Source organism: Polynucleobacter sp. JS-JIR-II-c23, assembly GCF_035011225.1.
Taxonomy (GTDB): domain Bacteria; phylum Pseudomonadota; class Gammaproteobacteria; order Burkholderiales; family Burkholderiaceae; genus Polynucleobacter.
Genome location: NZ_JAYGQT010000001.1, coordinates 263831 through 282307 on the forward strand (window position 1 = coordinate 263831; position 18477 = coordinate 282307).

An 18477-nucleotide genomic window follows, 5' to 3' on the forward strand; every position below is an offset into this window, starting at 1 on the left:
TACAATCCATTTATGCCAGAACTTCCAGAAGTAGAAGTCACCCGATTAGGAATCGCTCCCCATCTTAAGGGGCGCAAGGTCAGCGCCGTCAAGATTATTGATGGACGCTTGCGTTGGCCAGTGCCCGCCAACCTCTCTAAAAGCTTGCCTGGGCAAACAGTGCATGCCATTGAGAGGCGTGGGAAGTATCTTCTATTGGAAATGGATACGGGCTATTTGCTGGTTCATTTGGGGATGACGGGAACTTTGCGTGTCCTTCCAAGCTCAGACCCTCTCAAGATTCATGATCGAGTAACGCTGGAGTTTGGTAAGTTGAGTTTGCGTCTGCATGACCCACGAAAATTCGGCGCCGTCTTATGGCATCCCAAATCAAAAGGTCCCATTGAAACATTTGCGCTTTTGCAAAAGTTAGGCGTTGAGCCATTTTCTCCGGAGTTTGCGGGTGAGTTGGGAGCAGACATTCTGTATCAAAAATCCCGCAAGCGCAGTGTCGCTGTGAAGCAGTTTCTTTTGGCAGGGCAAGCGGTTGTCGGTGTTGGCAATATTTATTGTTCTGAAAGTTTGTTTGAGGCTGGCATTCATCCAGCTAAAGCTGCAGGAAAACTCACACGTCCACAATGCTCTCGCCTGGCTGAAGCGGTGAGATTGATTCTGAAAAAAGCCATTGCAGCTGGCGGCAGTAGTTTGAAAGATTTTGTAAATAGCGATGGTGATCCTGGGCACTTTATGGTCCAAACCAAGGTCTATGATCGCAAAGGCTTGCCGTGTAAGGTGTGTAAGTCGCCTATTAGTCAGATAGTGCAGGGTCAACGCTCCACTTATTTTTGTACTCAATGTCAAAAACGCTGATCAACACATTTGCATCAAAGCTTGTTGCTTGGCATGCGATCAGTGGGCGCTCAGGCTTGCCTTGGCAAGGCAATCGAGATCCTTATGCAGTGTGGCTTTCAGAAATCATGTTGCAACAAACTCAAGTTGCTACAGTCCTTGAGCGCTACCCACGTTTTATGAAACGCTTTCCTACGGTCAAAAAATTAGCTTCCGCTGATATCGATGAAGTATTGGCCGAGTGGGCGGGATTAGGGTATTACTCGCGCGCTAGAAATCTACACGCGTGTGCAAAGCAGGTCATGACAGAGTTTGGCGGCAAGTTTCCAAGTGATCCTACCTTACTTGAGCAGTTGAAAGGTATCGGCCGCTCTACTGCAGGTGCGATTGCTGCTTTTGCTTTTCATGAGCGCGCTCCTATTTTGGACGCCAATGTGAAACGTGTTCTGGCGCGTCTATTTGCGATTGATGGTGCGATACAAGATAAGAGGATCAACGATCGCTTATGGGATTTAGCAATCGATTTGCTACCAATTAAGTCTACAGATATGCCGGTATATACCCAGGCGCTGATGGATTTTGGCGCCACTTGGTGCACATCACGCAAACCAGTGTGTTTGGGGTCTGAAAAAAAATGCCCATTCGCAAAAGACTGCCAAGCCAATTTAAGCGATCAAGTCCTTTTGCTTCCACAAAAAACCAAGAAGACCAAATCCCCAGAATTTGATTGCAATATGTTGTTGATGCGTTCGGGTAACTCCATCCTCTTGCAAAAGCGCCCAAGTAAAGCTATCTGGGGCGGTCTGTGGTCTTTGCCTGAAGGGCCGTGGAGCCCTAGGGTAGCTCGTGCAAAAGTTGTTGAGATAAGCCCACAGGAATTGTTTGCAGCTACATTGCCCGAAGAAAAATTGGCAGCCCTTACAAAAGCTTGTAAATCATTAAAGCGAGCCGAAGAAATTAAGCATGTCTTTACGCACAGACGCTTGTGGATGCAAATATGGCAGGTAAGCGCTCCAAAGGAGTTAGCCTTTTTAAATCCAGATCTGAAGTGGGTCCCCTTGGCTCAGCTAGGGCGCCATGGCCTGCCGCAGCCGATTAAGCTTTTGCTGCAGGGATTGAATCTAGTTCGCGGTGACGATCTAAAAAATTAAGCTGCAAGTCCATCAGGTCTTTTTGGGCGCGGAAGTGTTCGCTCAGGCGGCCTACGAGATAGACAGAACGATGTTGGCCGCCAGTACAACCAATAGCAACCGTTAAATAACTGCGACCATCAGCAATGTAATGGGGCAACCACTTGTTAATGAATTGGGTGATATCTGATTCCATGCTCATGACTTCTGGAATTTTTTCAAGAAATTCCTTAACGGGCTTGTCATTGCCGGTAAGTGGTCTGAGCGCTTTGTCATAGTGGGGGTTTGGTAGACAACGCACATCAAAAACTAAGTCCGCTTCGCTGGGCACGCCCTTTTTAAAGCCAAATGATTCAAACACTACCGTAAGGCCTACTGGCTTGTCTTTGAGGAGATCCTGAATCCAGGAACGCAATGCATGGGCGGGTAGGTTGCTCGTATCGATGCTGTGCGCTTGGGCACGCAAGGGCTCGAGCAAATTACGCTCTTTATCAATTGCCTCAATCAGAGTTGCCGATTGAGATTGTTTGCCATTAGTAGATAAGGGGTGACGACGACGGGTTTCTGAGAAGCGTTGCACCAAGGTATTGGTATCGGCATTTAGAAATACCACTCTGACCTGATGATTTTTGCGTAGATTCTCGAGAATGGACGGCAAGTTTGCAATAGATTGACCGCGACGAGCATCTATAGCGACTGCAACTTGCTCGCACTTTTCTTTTTCAAGTGTGGAGATGAGGTTTTCGAGAAGTGAGACAGGAAGATTGTCAACGCAGTCATAGCCTGCATCTTCAAAAGCCCTCAGGGCTACTGATTTACCTGAGCCTGAGATTCCGGTAATCAGATTAATCTGCATGGCTTAGAGTAGGCGTCCTTGGGACTTTGAGGATTCTGACTCCGCATTCATCTGAATGCGTTGACGCTCGATAAATTCTTTTAAGGTATCTATGCCGCGCAATTGCAAAATGGTATTTCGTACAGCAGCTTCAACTAGTACGGCTAAGTTGCGACCTGCAGCTACCTGAATTTTGACCGTACGAATGGGGATGCCTAGTACGTCGATATGCTGGGCTTCAAGGGGTAAACGCTCAAATTCGCCATCGGTTCTGCGAACAAGCTGAACAATCAGGCGTAGTTTTAATTTACGACGTACTGCGGTTTCACCAAAGATTGTCCGAATATCGAGCAATCCCAGTCCGCGTACTTCAAGGAGGTTGCGCAAGATGACTGGGCATCGACCCTCAATGTAATCAGGCCCAAGACGTGCAAAGTCAACCGCATCATCGGCTACTAATCCATGTCCACGAGAAATGAGCTCGAGACCTAATTCACTTTTACCTAGGCCGGATTCGCCAGTAAGGAGCACACCCAAGCCTAGAATGTCCATGAAGACACCATGCATTGTGATTTGAGGCGCACCAATTTTGGTTAAGTAAGTACGTAAATGATCAATGACTTCCGCGGCAGAAATAGCGGTGGTGAATAGCGGTGTTGAGGAGCGTTGGCAGAATAGTTGTAAGTCTGGATCTGCGCTCTTACCATCAGCCACAATGACACAAGGAGGCATCTTGGAGATCAAGCTGGCAATTTGCTCTTGCCTTTGTTTTGGCTCTAGATCTGCGTGGTATTCAACCTCTTGCTCGCCGAAGATTTGAATACGGCTTGGGTGAATAAGGTTTAAGTGACCTACTAAGTCGGAGCTGGCCGCAGCTATTTTTACGGCTTCTGGTGGGAAGGTGCGGTCGGCACCCTCAAGACCGCCAATCCAAGACAGCTTTAATTCTGAAACGTTGTCATCAAAAATCTGCTGAGCAGTTACTCCCTCTAGGAGTAATGGCTGAGTCATTTTGCTGTACCCCAGTGTTGTAAGAGTTCGCAAACCTTTAAGGGGTCTGCAGTAGACGATAAAGTCTGGCGCACATCGGCATCAGACAGTAACTGTGCAATCGAAGACAAAATTTCTAAATGTTGTTGCGTAGCTTTTTCAGGTACCAGCAAGAAGATCAAGATGGACACCGCTTCACCATCCGGAGCTGCAAACTCAATGGGATTTTGCAGTCTCATAAAAGCTGCGCTCGGCTGCTTTAAGCCTTTCACGCGACCGTGAGGGATGGCCACGCCAGCACCGAGGGCGGTGGAGCCTAAATCTTCACGAGCATTGAGGAACTCTATAACGGAGTTAGCTGTTATTCCTGTTTGTTTAGAAAACAGTTCTCCGGCGGCTGCAAATGCATCAGCCCTGCTTGTGGCGGGGACGTCTAATGCAATGCAGTCGGGAATAAAAAGATTGGTCAGGGCATTCATGTGAATTGATTATAGGTGTCCTGACAAACTTCATCACTCAAAATGCTTTTCGTGATGATGATCCTGGATCTTTTCTTTGTGTTTAACAACTTGACGCTCTAACTTATCAACCACTGCATCCATAGCGTGATAGAGGTCAGCATTGTGTGCTTCAGCGAACAGATCTTTCCCCTTAAGGTGAATGGTGATCTCGGCGCTTTGACGTAGGTCCTTCTCCTTGGCTTTATCTACTACCAGGAAGGCAGACGCATCAATGACGTGATCGAAGTGCTTACGAATTTTGGCTAGTCCCGCCTCAAGATGAGAGCGCATGGCAGGGGTAACTTCCACGTGACGGCTATTAATTTTCAAATTCATTAGCGACTCCTTTTATAGATGCGTGCGCATAGTCATGCCTGGGGTACGCAGCAAGCCCCTGAAATTTTTTGTGCTGTTTTTTTTGGAAAATAAACCATGAGCCTCCAGCGTATCAGCGAATTTGCCGAAAACCAAGAGGGAAGTGCAATTTTTATTACTTTAAAAGCGGGAAGCCTTGTCTGGCTTACATCCTGAAGTTTTCGCCCAGATAGACTCTGCGCACGGCATCGTTCTGAATAATCTGATCAGGCTTGCCTTCGGCCAATACGCTACCTTCACTGATGATGTAAGCGTGATCACAGATACCTAGGGTTTCGCGGACGTTATGGTCGGTAATAAGCACCCCAATTTGGCGGTCCCGCAGGAAGCGCACAATACGCTGGATTTCCCCAACGGCAATAGGGTCAACACCAGCAAAGGGCTCATCTAGCAAGATGAATTTTGGCTGGGAAGCTAGCGCTCTCGCAATTTCCACCCGTCTACGTTCACCACCCGACAGGGAAAGGGCTGGATTATTGCGCAGATGACTGATTTGGAGTTCGCCCAAGAGCTCATCTAGGCGGTTGGCAATTTCAGCCTTAGTAAGGGGTTTACCACCTTGAGCCTGAAGTTCTAAGACTGCCTGAATATTTTCGGCGACATTGAGCTTTCTAAATACAGAGGCTTCTTGCGGCAAATAGGAGAGACCCATTCTTGCGCGTTCATGAATCGGTAAATGCGTAATATCTGCGCCATCTAAAACGATATTTCCACCATCGAGTGGGACTAGTCCAACAATCATGTAGAACGAAGTTGTTTTGCCTGCTCCATTTGGGCCGAGTAGACCTACCACTTCACCGCATCTAACTTGCACGGATACATCACGAACTACGGTTCTTGAGCCATACCGTTTTTGTAGGTTATGGGCGCTTAGTGTGGGCGCATTATCTATGTGGGCTAAATCCGCTGTCATTTCTCTAGGGTTGCTTTTCGTCTTGGTGAAAGGATTGCTCTTGCTAAGGGCAGATCATCTGGTTTTGCATCTTTAGGGGGCGTGACATGATAGTACTGCTTTACATCATCGTACTCAATTTTCCAGCCCTTTAATTGATCGAGCATTTGCATATTGAGCAAGCGCTTCAAGCTGGCATCGCCTGTCAACGTCAGAAACTCAGTCTTGGCATCATAGGTAACCTGGGCACCACGGCCTTGCATGAACTCATCTGCAAGGCCCTCGCGACGTTGTCTAAAGCTTGCAACCGCTTCCGGAGTGCCCACGACATCGACAAACTCATAACCTTGAGGATCCACTTCAATGTGGCCATCCTCACCAGTCACAATAATGCTGCCTTTGATCAATAGCACCTGACCATTGAGGTCATAGATTTGCTTAACGTCGTTTACAGAAACTTTTTCCGCTTCCAGAATGACGGGTTTATCTTGATCTGCTTTTTCCGCGAACGACAGGGATGCAAGGGAGAGCCCCAAGGTCAGGAATGCAAGGCGAACCGATACGATTTTCATCGACACCATTTTATTGGTGACTCCGTGGGGCGCGTTCAATACGTCCTTTAACTTGGCCGCTGAGCACCATACTTTGTTCGACGTTGTTAAATACACCACCTTCAGTGGAATTCATAATCGACATGCCCTGCTCAAGGGTAATTGGCCGATCGGTTTCAATAATGTCATCGTTAATGAGCACTTTAAAATAGCTTGAGCTGGCCAACATTCTTAAAGTAGCTGGCTGTGATGCAGTCGCCTCTTGAGCCGGGCGAAAGATGCTAGCGTTATCGTATAAATCGAGGATGGTGAGATCGCCGTCGAGATGTCCGGTATCCGATTTCACTGTTACAGGTGCTTTTTCAGCTTGGAACAGGCGCATGCGCGGCGTGAGGATATCAATAGAGGCATCGTCATCATAGTGAGTGACTTTGACCCCCAACACTCGGTATTTAGTATTGCCCAATTCATTTAAGGCCGACAGTGCACCATCTTTGATGGTGTAGTCAGGCTCATGTAGGCGCACCCGCTCTAAGGGAGACTTTTCTGGGGGGGTGTTTTTTTGGACGAGCCAAAAAGTGGCCAGCGTGAGTGCCCCCATCAAAATCAAGGGCAGTAGGCGCAACAGGGTGCGACCGATACCAGCTTTAATTTGCTGAGGCTTTAACTGCATTGCTTAGCTAAGAGCTTTGTTGAGTAATTCTTCATAGCGATTCTGTGCTTTGAGAATCAGGTCACATACTTCACGTACCGCACTATTACCGCCATTGCGTGTCGTCACCAAGTGGGAAAATTCTTGGACAGCTTCGTGACCTTGTGCCGGACAAATTCGAAAGCCTGCATTTTTCATCATTTGCATGTCTGGCCAATCGTCACCCATAACAGCGCAATCGGCTGAAGTCAGTCCTAAGGATTTAATAACTTCCTCCAAAGCAATGGCTTTATTTTCAACACCCATGTGAACATGTTTAATGCCAAGCTCTTCGCAGCGCGCCAAAACCATTTTGGAATTTCTACCGGTGATGATGGCAGTCGGAATGCCGCATTGCTCTAATAATTTGATACCTAAGCCATCTTGAATATCGAAGGCTTTTAAAGATTCTTTGCCGTCAGAGCCAATCCAAACTTGTCCATTTGTTAACACGCCATCAACATCCAAAACCAAAAGCTTCACTCTGCCTGCGCGCTCCCAAGCTTGTGGATATTGGGTTAGAGGGTTGGTCTTGTGAGTATTGAAAGCGCTAGGCATGAAAGGGAAACTCGATTGCTAATGGAAGTTAAATGACTTTGGCTGCAAATAAATCATGCAGATTTAATGCGCCCAATAAATGACCTTGGTTGTCCGTGACCACTAGATGATTGATGCGATGTTTTTCCATCATCTCAATGGCCTCTTCAGCCAGAAGCTCCGCTGGAATAGTGCGAGGATCAGCAGTGGTTGCGCTCTCGAGCTTGATGCCGCCAAGGTCGGTAGTTTTTTCCAGAAGGCGACGCAAGTCACCGTCGGTCAATATGCCAAATACTTTTTTGTTGGCATCTAGGATCACCACCATACCCATGCGTTTTGAGGTCATCTCTAATAAGGCATCTTGTAGCGATGCATCAATGGAGATCTTAGGTGTGTCTGCAAGGCTGCGCATCACTTCGCTGACATGCATCAATTGCTTGCGACCTAGTCTGCCACCAGGATGAGAGCGAATAAAGTCTTCGGCTTCAAAGCCGCGTGCATCTAGTAAGGCAACAGCTAGTGCATCGCCCATAGCTAGTGCAGCAGTAGTGCTGGTTGTGGGCGCCAGATTTAAAGGACAAGCCTCTTTTTCAACGCTGGTATCAAGATGCGCATCTGCCAATTTGGCAAGAGAAGAATTTGGAGCGCCAGTGAGGGCAATAAGTTTTGCGCCAGTGCGTTTCACGATTGGCACGATAGTCAAAAGCTCATCGGTCTCGCCGGAATTAGAAAGTGCAACAAAAACATCATCTCTAGTAACCATGCCTAAGTCACCGTGGCTGGCTTCAGCGGGATGAACAAAAAATGCAGGGGAACCTGTGGAAGCAAAAGTAGCGGCAATTTTGCGGGCAATATGACCCGATTTGCCGATTCCAGAAACGACGATTCTGCCTTTGCAGCCGTGTAAAAGCTCAACCGCCAGGACGAGGGCATCTGCATTCGCGCCTTCAAGGCGATCACGCATGGTTTGCAGTGCAGCAGCCTCAATGGTGAGGGTGTCGCGCGCAAGCTTTAGGGTACGTTCACGAGTCTTAGCTATCATCGAGTAAGTATATGCCGTCAGTCCTTCAATTAACTCTCATTCTCCTGGCCTCGGGTGTGGCCGGAGTGGTTATTTTCCGCTATTTTGGCTTACCCCCCATTTTGGGCTATTTGGCCATTGGCGTGCTGATTGGGCCTAATGCCCTGGGCTTGGCGAATGATTCAGCCACAGTGAAGTATTTGGCTGAATTTGGCGTGGTTTTCTTGATGTTCTCGATTGGCTTGGAATTTAACCTGCATAAATTAAGGGCAATGCGATCGATCGTATTTGGCCTTGGTGGCAGTCAAGTCATTCTGACAATGCTTTTAGCAATCCCTGCCAGTTTGCTAATGAATTGGATTTATCCCATCTCTTGGCATGCTGCGATCGCTTTAGGTGGTGCGCTGGCAATGTCATCAACCGCAATTGTGACTAAGCTGATTTCTGATCGCGCGGAATTAGAGACAGAGCATGGTCGTAATGTCGTGGGTATTTTGCTATTCCAGGATTTGGCGGTTGTTTTCCTATTAATCCTTTTGCCGTCCCTTGGAAAAAATCCTTCCGATTTGTTCGTTGCGTTAACTGCAGCGTCTATCAAAATTATTGTTGCCTTGGTATTGATTTTCTTCATTGGCCAAAGTGTGATGAGTCATTGGTTTAGGCTGGTTGCCAAGTTGCGCTCACAAGAGTTGTTCATGCTCAATCTATTGTTGATTGTTTTGGGAATGGCAGCGCTTACTGAGCACTTTGGTTTGTCATTAGCACTTGGCGCATTCTTAGCTGGCATGTTGATTTCTGAGACGCCTTATCGCCATCAAGTGGAAGAGGATATCAAGCCGTTTCGCGACGTTTTACTTGGCCTCTTCTTTGTGACGATTGGCATGTTGCTGGATTTCAACGTCATTCGTGAGCAGTGGTTATTAGTTTTGGTTTTACTGGTTGGGCCACTCATCTTCAAGTTTGGCCTTATTGCTTTGCTATCACGAGGCTTTGGCTCTAGTCCTGGCATCTCGATTAGAACCGGACTGTGCTTGGCTCAGGCGGGTGAATTCGGCTTTGTGTTGTTGAATCAAATTGATGGCCTAGATTTAATTGACCCCACCTTAAGTCAAGCAGTATTAGCAGCGATGTTGATCTCCATGTTCTGCGCACCATTCCTCATTGAATATAGCGATCGCATTGCGATGCGTTTCTCCAGCAATGAATGGTTGTTGCAATCGCTTGCATTAACTCGTGTTGCCGCCAAGAGTGTTCGTAATGAAAACCATGTGGTCATTTGCGGCTTTGGTCGTTCAGGCCAAAGTTTGGCCCGCATGCTTGATCAAGAAAAAATTCCATATATTGCCTTGGATTTAGATCCTGATCGCGTTAAAGAGGCTGCGGCTGCTGGAGATAATGTGGTTTATGGCGACGCTAGTCGTGAAAACTATTTAGTAGCCGCTGGCCTTTCAAGGGCAAAGGCAGTTGTGATTACTTATGCCGATACCGCAGCAAGTATGCGAGTGTTGCGTCAAGTCGAACACTTGCGCCCAGGGATGACGGTATTGGTGCGCACCAGAGATGATGCAGATATCGCCAAGTTGCAGGCAGCGGGTGCTACCGAAGTTGTCCCTGAGTTAATTGAAGGCAGCTTAATGATCGCCTCCCATGTTCTATTGATCATGGGTGTGCCAATGCGTAAGGTAGTACGACGCATCACAACAGCAAGGGAAGAGCGTTATAGCTTGCTGAGGGGCTACTTCCGTGGATCTGCGGACGATGACTTTGGTTCCAATGAGTCTTGGCGTTTACATGCCATTACGCTGCTGCCCCATTCAAAAGCAATTGGTAAAACGCTAGGCGAGCTCGAGTTAGAGAAGGAAGGCGTCAATGTTCAGGCAGTGCGTCGTAAGGGCCGAAACGCAGATTATGTAAAGTTGGACCCCATTCCGGATCTCAAGCTTGAGGCCAACGATATTTTGGTGATCTCAGGCAATTCGGAAGCAACCGATTTGGCTGAAGCTAAATTACTCTGAGATCTTTTGGCGCATTACTTTTTCTTTTTGCTGGCTACAGGGGTAGGCGCTTTGCGAGTTAATAATGGCGCTAAGTAGTGACCAGTAAAACTCAATTCATTTTTAGCTACATCTTCTGGTGTGCCAGTAGCAATGATTTGTCCGCCCCCAGCGCCACCTTTAGGCCCTAAGTCAATAATCCAATCCGCAGTCTTAATGACATCAAGGTTGTGCTCAATGATGACAATCGTATTACCTTGTTTCTTGAGTGTCTGAATTACCGTTAGCAGAAGCTGAATGTCATGGAAATGCAAACCAGTAGTTGGCTCATCCAAAATATATAGGGTTCTACCGGTGTCACGCTTAGAGAGTTCAAGAGAGAGTTTTACGCGTTGCGCTTCGCCGCCGGATAAGGTGGTTGCGCTTTGCCCAAGCTTCACGTAGCCAAGGCCTACGTCCAGTAATGTTTTGAGTTTGCGCTTAACAACGGGCACCGCTTCAAAGAACTCATGGGCCTGTTCGATAGTCATCGACAGTACTTCATGAATATTCTTACCCTTGTAGCGAATGTCTAAAGTTTCACGGTTGTAACGCTTCCCATGACAAACGTCACAAGGAACATAGACATCTGGCAGGAAGTGCATCTCTACCTTGAGTACGCCATCGCCTTCACAAGAATCACAGCGACCACCCTTAACGTTAAAGGAGAAGCGACCCGCTTCATAGCCACGCTCGCGTGAGGCAGGAACACCAGCAAAGAGCTCTCTAATCGGGGTAAATAGTCCTGTGTAGGTAGCTGGGTTAGAGCGCGGTGTTCTACCAATCGGGGATTGGTCAACGCTAATGACTTTATCGAAATGCTCTAAACCCTTTATCGCATCGTGCGCAGCAGGCTCTGCATTAGAACCATAGAGGTGTTGAGCAACAGCATGATGCAGGGTGTCATTAATTAAGGTGGATTTGCCGGAGCCTGATACACCAGTAACGCAAGTTAACAAACCAACGGGGATTTTTGCATGAACAGATTGCAAGTTATTGCCGCGCGCGCCAATGATTTCTAAAAAGCGATCATTTACAGGAATACGATTTTCTGGAACCGCAATTGCTTCACGGCCGGCAAGGTAAGCACCGGTTAAGGAATTCGGGTTTGCTTCAACTTCTGCTGGTGTGCCTTGTGCTACCACCTCACCACCATGAACGCCAGCACCAGGGCCGATATCAATCACCCAGTCAGAGGCGCGAATCATATCCTCATCATGTTCAACAACTAAAACACTGTTACCTAAATCACGCAGGTGCTTCAGGGTGCCAATCAGGCGATCGTTATCGCGTTGATGCAGGCCAATTGAAGGTTCATCCAACACATACATCACCCCCGTTAAGCCAGAGCCAATCTGACTTGCCAGGCGAATACGCTGGGCTTCTCCACCAGAAAGAGTGTCGGCACTACGCTCTAGTGAAAGGTAGTCTAGGCCTACGTCATTTAAGAAGCGTAAACGTGCGCCAATCTCTTTGACGATCTTGTCAGCGATTTCTCGTTTTGCGCCTTTGAGTTCCAGTGTTTCAAAATATTCTTTGGCTTCTTTGAGAGGGAGGGCGCTGATCTCGTATATCGCACGAGATTGTTTCTTCTCACCCACTTTGACAAAGCGCGCTTCTTTACGTAAACGGCTGCCGTTACATTCTGGGCAGGTTTGTACATTCTGATAACGCGATAGTTCTTCGCGAACTGTCATGGAATCGGTTTCGCGATAGCGTCTTTCAAAGTTGGCAACAATGCCTTCGAAGGCATGTTCACGAATACTGTTCTTCCCGCGCTCGTTGATGTACTCAAAAGGAATGGTGACATCACCAGAGCCCAAAAGAATCAAATCTTGTTGCTTCTTATTCAGCGTCTCAAATGGTTTCTCTACATCAAAGCCACCATGTTTGGCCAGGGTCTGAAGGAGTTTGAAGTAGAACTGATTACGACGATCCCAGCCTTTAATAGCGCCAGAAGCGAGTGACAAATCAGGATGAGCAACGATGCGCTTAGGATCAAAGAAAGACTGGTGACCCAGGCCGTCACATGATGGACAGGCGCCCATTGGGTTATTAAATGAGAAGAGGCGAGGCTCTAATTCTTGCAAAGAGTATGAGCAAACTGGGCAAGCAAACTTGCTTGAGAAAATCATTTCCTTGCCGGTATCCATATCGACGATCATGGCTTTGCCATCCGCCAAACGTAAGGCTGTCTCAAAAGATTCTGCAAGACGTTGCTGAATATCGGGGCGCACTTTAATGCGATCTACTACTACTTCAATAGAGTGCTTATCGTTCTTTTTGAGAGTTGGTAATTGATCCACTTCAAAAATCTCGGCTTTTGCTACGTTTGCTGTGCCACCACCAGAGCGTACACGGAATCGAACAAAGCCTTGTGCTTGCAGGTCTTGAAAGAGATCAACGAATTCACCTTTACGTTCGCTCACGACGGGAGCCAAAATCATCAACTTCGTATCCTCTGGCATCGAGAGTACGGTGTCTACCATTTGAGAAACGCTCTGCGCTTCTAAAGGCAGATCATGGTCTGGGCAATGGGGCGTGCCTGCGCGTGCAAATAACAACCGCAAGTAATCATGAATTTCAGTAACGGTACCCACGGTTGATCGCGGATTATGGCTAGTTGCTTTTTGTTCAATCGAGATCGCTGGAGAAAGCCCTTCAATCGTATCGACATCTGGCTTTTCCATGAGTTGCAAAAACTGACGGGCATAAGCTGAGAGAGATTCTACGTAGCGGCGTTGGCCTTCTGCATACAGCGTGTCAAAAGCCAATGAGCTTTTGCCTGAGCCAGATAGGCCAGTAAGGACGACGAGTTTCTCTCTAGGGATGTCTAGATTGATGTTTTTGAGGTTGTGGGTGCGGGCACCGCGGATCTTGATTTCGTTATTCATGATTTTTTAGCGTAACTTGTTAATATAGCTCTTTCCCATGAATCCTTCTGAACTCCGCTCCACTCTGGCCTTAGCAGGCATCTTTGGTCTCCGTATGCTGGGCCTTTTCTTGCTATTGCCGATCTTTAGCATTCATGCACGGGGATTGCCGGGTGGTGAGCATGCCCTCTGGGTCGGTTTGACTCTTGGAATCTTCAATATTGTGCAGGCCTGTTTTTACATCCCTTTAGGTCGTTTATCGGACCGAATTGGCCGTAAACCCGTTGTTTTATGGGGTCTATCCCTGTTTGTGGCTGGAGCTTTAATTTGTGCTGCCAAAGATGATTTGCTTTGGATTGCGATTGGCAGGGGAGTCATGGGCGCCGGCGCCGTCTCAGCAGCGATTTCTGCCTGGGTAGCTGATTTGACTCGCGAGCAAGTTCGCACTAGAGCAATGGCATTGGTGGGCGGCAGTATTGCCCTTTCATTTGCGCTGTCCTTAGTCATTGCTGCACCGATTTATCGCGCAATTAGTCTTAGTGGAATTTTTATCGTTCTGGCGGCATTGGGCGTGATTGCCATGTTCGTTACTTATTATGTTTTGCCAACGAGTAAGTCTGAAGCGAAAGTTCAGCAGGCTTCATTGAAAGAAGTTTTCTTTCGTCCAGAGTTGATGCGTTTGAATCTTGGTGTGTTTGTATTGCATGCAACTCAAGTCGCGATGTTCTTGGTGGTTCCTAGATTGTTAGTGCAAGCGGGATTACCACTTTCTGCACACTGGGAAATTTATCTTCCTGTCGTGCTGCTGTCTTTTGTCTTCATGGCACCCGCAATTATTTACGGTGAAAAGAAGCAGAAGTTAAGAACCATTTTGTTAGTCGCGATTGTTTTATTGCTGGTTGCAGAATTGATTTTTACGCAAGCCAATTCAGTCATGACGATTGCAGCTGCATTACTGGTTTATTTTGTAGGCTTTAATCTGCTCGAAGCCTTACAACCTTCTTTGGTGTCTCGTTTTGCTAAAGAATCTAAAGGGACCGCATTAGGTGTTTACAACACTACGCAATCCATTGGCTTGTTTTCAGGGGCGGTCATTGGGGGCTATTTGATGGATAGCCACGGTGATTTATCGGTCTTTGCCATGGGTGCAGCACTCCTCGTTTGCTGGCTTATAATTGCTTGGTCGATGGGTGAAATGCCAACGAGAGCAACAGGCTCCAAGGATGTAAGCACAACGACATAACCGCAGCTTTATTGATTCAATTAAAGCGAGCAGTTTATTTTTTAGCAGTAATAACAGTAGTATTTTTCTTCGGGAGACAACATGGCTTCGGTAAATAAGGTCATCATCGTAGGTAACGTAGGACGTGATCCAGAGACGCGTTATATGCCAAGTGGCGACGCAGTTACAAACATCTCAGTAGCAACATCTGATCGCTACAAAGACAAACAAACTAACGAAATGAAAGAAACCACAGAATGGCACCGTGTTGCATTCTTTGGCAAACTTGCAGAAATCGCTGGTCAGTACCTCAAAAAAGGTTCACAGGTTTATGTTGAGGGTCGTTTGCGAACACGCAAATGGACTGACGCTAGTGGCCAAGAAAAGTATTCCACAGAGATTGTTGCAGAAACAATGCAAATGCTTGGTGGCAAGCCAGTAGGTGGAAGTGGTGATGGTGGCGAGAGCTATAGCCGCTCAAAGCCGGCTGAGCAGTCTGCTCCAGCAGCATCAAACGCTGCATCATTAGGTGCAATGGACGACGATATTCCGTTTTAAGTATTACTAAAAACTCCCTAGTCATAAGCTGGTGAGTTAAATAGCAAAAACCCCTTCTAGGATTTCCTACAAGGGGTTTTTATTTGCCTGCATTTCAATAAATCTACTGTCTTGCGTGCCGAATGTTATCTGGCCAGGGTGAATTGTGATCTGTGCGGAAAGGGTTGATATCTAAGCCGCCGCGTCGTGTGTAGCGTGCATATACGGATAGCTTCTCCGGTTTGCACTGACGTTTGATATCGGTAAAGATGGTTTCCACGCAATGCTCATGGAATTCGCCTAACTGTCTAAAGCCAATGAGGTAGCGTAATAAACCCTCTTCAAGGATCGGCCTGCCTTGGTAACGAATTTGCACGCTCGCCCAGTCTGGTTGACCGGTCACTGGGCAATTAGACTTAAGAAGGTGCGAGACAAGACACTGCTCTATTGGGCCAAAGGATTCATTGACGCCAAGTAGGCCTGGGTCTGCGGGTAGGTTTGGATCTACTTCAATATCTAATCTATCCATCAAAATGCCACCCATTTCTTGCATCCCTTTTTTGGAGACTGCTTCTGTTGGGTTGATGCGGGTGGTGACCTTGCTGCCAGCAACTACTGAGAGATCTGCAATAAGCCGCTCTTTAACTTCATTTTCATCCTCAAAGCGTGCGCTGTTAAGACTGTTGAGATACAGCTTGAATGACTTGGACTCAATCATGTTTGGTGAGTCTGCGGGAATCTGAAACTCAGCTAAGGCAATCTGCGGTTTACCTTTTGGATTAAGCCAGCTTAGTTCAAAAGCATTCCAAATATCAACACCTACAAATGGCAATGCCTGATCTTTTTTGAGGCCAAGCTTTTTTCTGTTCTCAGATCTTGGGATGGGAAACAACACACTCGGATCATATTGATCTGGGTATTGAGTTGATTGTCCGAGTGGGATTGTTGCCATGAATGACTTTGTTTCTTTTCGTTTTGACTCGTTATGTTTTTAGTTTTTTGGCTTATTCGATACGCCGGATACAACATGTCCAGTTGGGGCTACAGAAGCTGCTGATTGGCAATGACCGGTTTGATCATCAAAGAAAAAATCTGGTTCAAATTCTCGTAAAAATTCGCTCTTAGAGAGGCCGCCTAAGAACATTGCTTCATCCACATCAATACCCCATGCCATCAGCGTGCGAATAGCACGTTCATGAGCGGGTGCAGAGCGTGCTGTCACTAATGCCGTCCGAATGCGCATACCGTTTTCACTGGTGGAGCGTTGTAGCCTATGTAAGGCCTCTAGCAAGGGCTTGAATGGGCCAGGAGGCAAGGGAATATCAACCTTCTTGCTTTCGTGATCCACAAAAGCTTCAAGACCTTTTTTTTGAAAGACTTGTTCGGCTTCATCGGAGAAAAGAACTGCGTCTCCGTCAAATGCGATGCGGATTTCATTAGGGTGAGACTCAGCGGTTTTGCTGGACTCTGGATATACGCGAGCGGCAGGAAAGCCTGCATCAATGGTTGCTCGCACATCATCTTCATTTGCAGATAAGAAGAGATTGGCATGTAGAGAGCGCAAGTAATGGTACGGAGGTCTACCCCTTGTAAATACGCCACGCTCAAGATGCAAGCCATGATGTTCGGCAGAGCGAAATACGCGCAAACCGCTGACTGGATCGTTGCGAGAAAGAATGACTACTTCGACACGCTGCTCACCCTCATCATTAAAAGCGAGGAGTTTCTTTACCAAAGGGAATGCCACCCCTTTTTGAGCGGCCTCACTCAGGCGCTCCAACTGTAATTTCATATAGGCGCTGTCATCGGTTGATTCGAAGATGCGATTTTCTTCCTCGAAATCAAACAGGGCGCGCGAAGAGATCGCGACGACGAGTTTTCCGGTGAGTGTGTATGACATTTGAGATTGGGCTTATTTTAGGAATAGGCGATAGGCAGGATTATTGGTCTCATCCCAGTGTGGATAACCTAAGGTTGCCAAGAAGCTTTGGAATTTCTTCTGCTCATTCTGAGGCACCTGAATACCAATCAGAATACGGCCATAGTCAGCACCATGATTACGATAGTGGAACAAACTGATATTCCAGTTAGGGGCCATGCTGGTTAAAAACTTCATCAAAGCGCCTGGACGCTCTGGGAACTCAAAACGGTAAAGCAATTCATCTTTAGCCAGTGCAGAATGCCCGCCAACCATATGACGTAAATGCGATTTTGCTAACTCATCATGCGTGAGATCAATCGTTGCGAACTTTGCTTTGCGGAAATGCTTTGCAATAGCCTCACTGTCACCTGCTTTTTGTGTGCTGATGCCAACAAAAATATGTGCTTCACTTTGATCGCCAATACGATAGTTAAATTCAGTGACATTACGTTTGCCGAGTAATTCGCAGAAGCGTTTAAAGGAGCCACGTTCTTCCGGAATAGTGACTGCAAACACGGCTTCGCGGAACTCACCAACGTCTGCTCGTTCAGCGACAAAGCGGAGACGGCTAAAGTTCATATTCGCCCCGCAAGCCACAGCCACTAGGGTTTTCTTCTTGATACGTTTTTTCTCGACATACTTCTTCATGCCCGCAATGGCAAGTGCGCCAGCAGGCTCAAGAATGCTACGCGTATCGGTAAATACATCGTTAATGGCTGCACAGATTTCATCTGTGTCGACGGTTACGATTTCGTCTACTACTTTTTTGCAAATACGAAATGTTTCTTTGCCAACCAATTTCACAGCAGTGCCATCAGAAAACAAGCCGACGTCTTTCATTTCAATGCGTTTATTTGCTTTGAGCGACTGATTCATGGCATCGGAGTCAGAAGCTTGAACGCCGATCACTTTTGTTTTGGGGCTAACGGCTTTGATGTACTCACCAATGCCAGAAATTAAACCGCCGCCGCCAATAGCAACAAATACCGCATCGATCGGTTTTTCATATTGAGTAAAAATTTCGTGAGCGATCGTTCCCTGACCTGCGATAACGTCCGGATCATCAAAAGGATGAACAAAAGTTAAACCCCGTTTTTTGCCGAGAATCTCAGAATGTTTAAAGGCGTCGCTGTAGGATTCACCATGAAGAATGACCTCTACCCAAGATCCGCCTCTGGCCTTGACTGCGTCAATTTTGACGCTAGGGGTCGTGACCGGCATCACGATGACCGCTTTGCACTTCATTTTGGCTGCCGAAAGGGCTACACCCTGGGCATGATTGCCTGCGGAAGCCGCAATAACCCCGCGTTTTAAGGCTTCAAGGGGTAAATGGGCCATTTTGTTATAGGCGCCACGGAGTTTGAAGGAGAAAACCGGCTGGTTATCTTCTCTTTTAAGTAAGACCTGGTTGCCCAAACGCTTAGTCAGTTCTGGGGCGAGCTGAAGTTCGGTTTCTCTGGCTACGTCATAGACGCGAGCCGATAAAATTTTCTTTAAATAGTTCGTTGCCATCCAATGAGCGTACCACGGATGGCTCCTAA

General features: G+C 47.2%; 18 protein-coding genes. 5 read left to right on the forward strand and 13 right to left on the reverse strand.

Annotation, left to right across the window (positions count from 1 at the left end; translation table 11 throughout):
- The first annotated feature begins 12 nt into the window (after positions 1-12).
- Positions 13-849: a bifunctional DNA-formamidopyrimidine glycosylase/DNA-(apurinic or apyrimidinic site) lyase gene (gene mutM, locus VC159_RS01510; RefSeq protein WP_323472487.1), complete on the forward strand. Its 837-nt coding sequence runs from the start codon at positions 13-15 to the stop codon at positions 847-849.
- Complete coding sequence (gene mutY, locus VC159_RS01515) at positions 834-1979, forward strand: A/G-specific adenine glycosylase (RefSeq protein ID WP_323472488.1); 1146 nt, start codon at positions 834-836, stop codon at positions 1977-1979. The genes mutM and mutY overlap by 16 nt, the downstream gene beginning before the upstream one ends.
- Here the strand turns inward: mutY and rapZ are convergent.
- The 9 genes from rapZ to VC159_RS01560 form a co-directional block, all read right to left on the reverse strand.
- Complete coding sequence (gene rapZ / locus VC159_RS01520; protein WP_215358674.1) at positions 1924-2814, reverse strand: RNase adapter RapZ; 891 nt, start codon at positions 2812-2814, stop codon at positions 1924-1926. The genes mutY and rapZ overlap by 56 nt on opposite strands.
- Before the next feature lie 3 nt (positions 2815-2817).
- On the reverse strand, positions 2818-3804 hold the full coding sequence (gene hprK / locus VC159_RS01525; protein ID WP_323472489.1) for an HPr(Ser) kinase/phosphatase: 987 nt from the start codon (positions 3802-3804) through the stop codon (positions 2818-2820).
- Complete coding sequence (locus tag VC159_RS01530) at positions 3801-4262, reverse strand: PTS sugar transporter subunit IIA (protein WP_323472490.1); 462 nt, start codon at positions 4260-4262, stop codon at positions 3801-3803. The genes hprK and VC159_RS01530 overlap by 4 nt, the downstream gene beginning before the upstream one ends.
- 33 nt (positions 4263-4295) lie before the next feature.
- Positions 4296-4619: a ribosome hibernation-promoting factor, HPF/YfiA family gene (hpf, locus tag VC159_RS01535; RefSeq protein ID WP_012358449.1), complete on the reverse strand. Its 324-nt coding sequence runs from the start codon at positions 4617-4619 to the stop codon at positions 4296-4298.
- Positions 4620-4803: 184 nt separating this feature from the next.
- Positions 4804-5571: an LPS export ABC transporter ATP-binding protein gene (lptB, locus tag VC159_RS01540; protein WP_072582701.1), complete on the reverse strand. Its 768-nt coding sequence runs from the start codon at positions 5569-5571 to the stop codon at positions 4804-4806.
- A complete protein-coding gene (lptA, locus tag VC159_RS01545; protein ID WP_323472491.1) occupies positions 5568-6122 on the reverse strand; it encodes a lipopolysaccharide transport periplasmic protein LptA in 555 nt (184 codons plus the stop codon). Before lptA ends, lptB begins: the two co-directional genes overlap by 4 nt.
- 10 nt (positions 6123-6132) lie before the next feature.
- The gene (gene lptC / locus VC159_RS01550; RefSeq protein ID WP_323472492.1) at positions 6133-6774 is read right to left on the reverse strand and encodes an LPS export ABC transporter periplasmic protein LptC; all 642 of its coding nucleotides are present in this window, start codon (positions 6772-6774) and stop codon (positions 6133-6135) included.
- A gap of 3 nt (positions 6775-6777) precedes the next feature.
- Entirely contained in the window at positions 6778-7350 is a 573-nt protein-coding gene (locus VC159_RS01555) for an HAD-IIIA family hydrolase (protein WP_323472493.1), read from the reverse strand.
- Between the two features lie 28 nt (positions 7351-7378).
- Complete coding sequence (locus VC159_RS01560; RefSeq protein ID WP_323472494.1) at positions 7379-8371, reverse strand: KpsF/GutQ family sugar-phosphate isomerase; 993 nt, start codon at positions 8369-8371, stop codon at positions 7379-7381.
- A gap of 11 nt (positions 8372-8382) precedes the next feature.
- Between VC159_RS01560 and VC159_RS01565 the strand changes: the two genes are divergently transcribed.
- Positions 8383-10365, forward strand: a complete 1983-nt coding sequence (locus VC159_RS01565) for a monovalent cation:proton antiporter-2 (CPA2) family protein (RefSeq protein ID WP_323472495.1) — start codon at positions 8383-8385, stop codon at positions 10363-10365.
- 14 nt (positions 10366-10379) lie between these two features.
- Here VC159_RS01565 and uvrA read toward each other — a convergent pair whose 3' ends face one another.
- On the reverse strand, positions 10380-13277 hold the full coding sequence (uvrA, locus tag VC159_RS01570) for an excinuclease ABC subunit UvrA (RefSeq protein WP_323472496.1): 2898 nt from the start codon (positions 13275-13277) through the stop codon (positions 10380-10382).
- A gap of 37 nt (positions 13278-13314) precedes the next feature.
- Here uvrA and VC159_RS01575 point away from each other — a divergent pair, with 37 nt between their 5' ends.
- Both VC159_RS01575 and ssb read left to right on the forward strand, forming a co-directional pair.
- The gene (locus VC159_RS01575; protein ID WP_323472497.1) at positions 13315-14499 is read left to right on the forward strand and encodes an MFS transporter; all 1185 of its coding nucleotides are present in this window, start codon (positions 13315-13317) and stop codon (positions 14497-14499) included.
- Positions 14500-14580: 81 nt separating this feature from the next.
- A complete protein-coding gene (gene ssb, locus VC159_RS01580; RefSeq protein WP_215321062.1) occupies positions 14581-15036 on the forward strand; it encodes a single-stranded DNA-binding protein in 456 nt (151 codons plus the stop codon).
- A gap of 103 nt (positions 15037-15139) precedes the next feature.
- Here ssb and queF read toward each other — a convergent pair whose 3' ends face one another.
- The 3 genes from queF to ilvA are packed head-to-tail and all read right to left on the reverse strand — an operon-like array spanning position 15140 to position 18448.
- Positions 15140-15967 carry an NADPH-dependent 7-cyano-7-deazaguanine reductase QueF gene (gene queF, locus VC159_RS01585; RefSeq protein ID WP_323472498.1) on the reverse strand — a complete coding sequence of 276 codons (828 nt, stop codon included), beginning with the start codon at positions 15965-15967 and terminating at the stop codon, positions 15140-15142.
- A 39-nt stretch (positions 15968-16006) separates the two neighbouring features.
- Positions 16007-16915 (reverse strand): 5'-nucleotidase, encoded by a 909-nt coding sequence (locus VC159_RS01590; protein ID WP_216152472.1) that lies wholly within the window; start codon positions 16913-16915, stop codon positions 16007-16009.
- Positions 16916-16927: 12 nt separating this feature from the next.
- Positions 16928-18448 (reverse strand): threonine ammonia-lyase, biosynthetic, encoded by a 1521-nt coding sequence (gene ilvA, locus VC159_RS01595; RefSeq protein WP_323472499.1) that lies wholly within the window; start codon positions 18446-18448, stop codon positions 16928-16930.
- Positions 18449-18477 lie beyond the last annotated feature (29 nt).

Bases quoted from the DNA above. Each gene is read 5' to 3' on its own strand.
- mutM (WP_323472487.1), top strand. From the start codon at position 13: ATGCCAGAACTTCCAGAAGTAGAAGTCACCCGATTAGGAATCGCTCCC.
- mutY (WP_323472488.1), top strand. From the start codon at position 834: ATGTCAAAAACGCTGATCAACACATTTGCATCAAAGCTTGTTGCTTGG.
- rapZ (WP_215358674.1), bottom strand. From the start codon at position 2,814: ATGCAGATTAATCTGATTACCGGAATCTCAGGCTCAGGTAAATCAGTA.
- hprK (WP_323472489.1), bottom strand. From the start codon at position 3,804: ATGACTCAGCCATTACTCCTAGAGGGAGTAACTGCTCAGCAGATTTTT.
- VC159_RS01530 (WP_323472490.1), bottom strand. From the start codon at position 4,262: ATGAATGCCCTGACCAATCTTTTTATTCCCGACTGCATTGCATTAGAC.
- hpf (WP_012358449.1), bottom strand. From the start codon at position 4,619: ATGAATTTGAAAATTAATAGCCGTCACGTGGAAGTTACCCCTGCCATG.
- lptB (WP_072582701.1), bottom strand. From the start codon at position 5,571: ATGACAGCGGATTTAGCCCACATAGATAATGCGCCCACACTAAGCGCC.
- lptA (WP_323472491.1), bottom strand. From the start codon at position 6,122: ATGAAAATCGTATCGGTTCGCCTTGCATTCCTGACCTTGGGGCTCTCC.
- lptC (WP_323472492.1), bottom strand. From the start codon at position 6,774: ATGCAGTTAAAGCCTCAGCAAATTAAAGCTGGTATCGGTCGCACCCTG.
- VC159_RS01555 (WP_323472493.1), bottom strand. From the start codon at position 7,350: ATGCCTAGCGCTTTCAATACTCACAAGACCAACCCTCTAACCCAATAT.
- VC159_RS01560 (WP_323472494.1), bottom strand. From the start codon at position 8,371: ATGATAGCTAAGACTCGTGAACGTACCCTAAAGCTTGCGCGCGACACC.
- VC159_RS01565 (WP_323472495.1), top strand. From the start codon at position 8,383: ATGCCGTCAGTCCTTCAATTAACTCTCATTCTCCTGGCCTCGGGTGTG.
- uvrA (WP_323472496.1), bottom strand. From the start codon at position 13,277: ATGAATAACGAAATCAAGATCCGCGGTGCCCGCACCCACAACCTCAAA.
- VC159_RS01575 (WP_323472497.1), top strand. From the start codon at position 13,315: ATGAATCCTTCTGAACTCCGCTCCACTCTGGCCTTAGCAGGCATCTTT.
- ssb (WP_215321062.1), top strand. From the start codon at position 14,581: ATGGCTTCGGTAAATAAGGTCATCATCGTAGGTAACGTAGGACGTGAT.
- queF (WP_323472498.1), bottom strand. From the start codon at position 15,967: ATGGCAACAATCCCACTCGGACAATCAACTCAATACCCAGATCAATAT.
- VC159_RS01590 (WP_216152472.1), bottom strand. From the start codon at position 16,915: ATGTCATACACACTCACCGGAAAACTCGTCGTCGCGATCTCTTCGCGC.
- ilvA (WP_323472499.1), bottom strand. From the start codon at position 18,448: ATGGCAACGAACTATTTAAAGAAAATTTTATCGGCTCGCGTCTATGAC.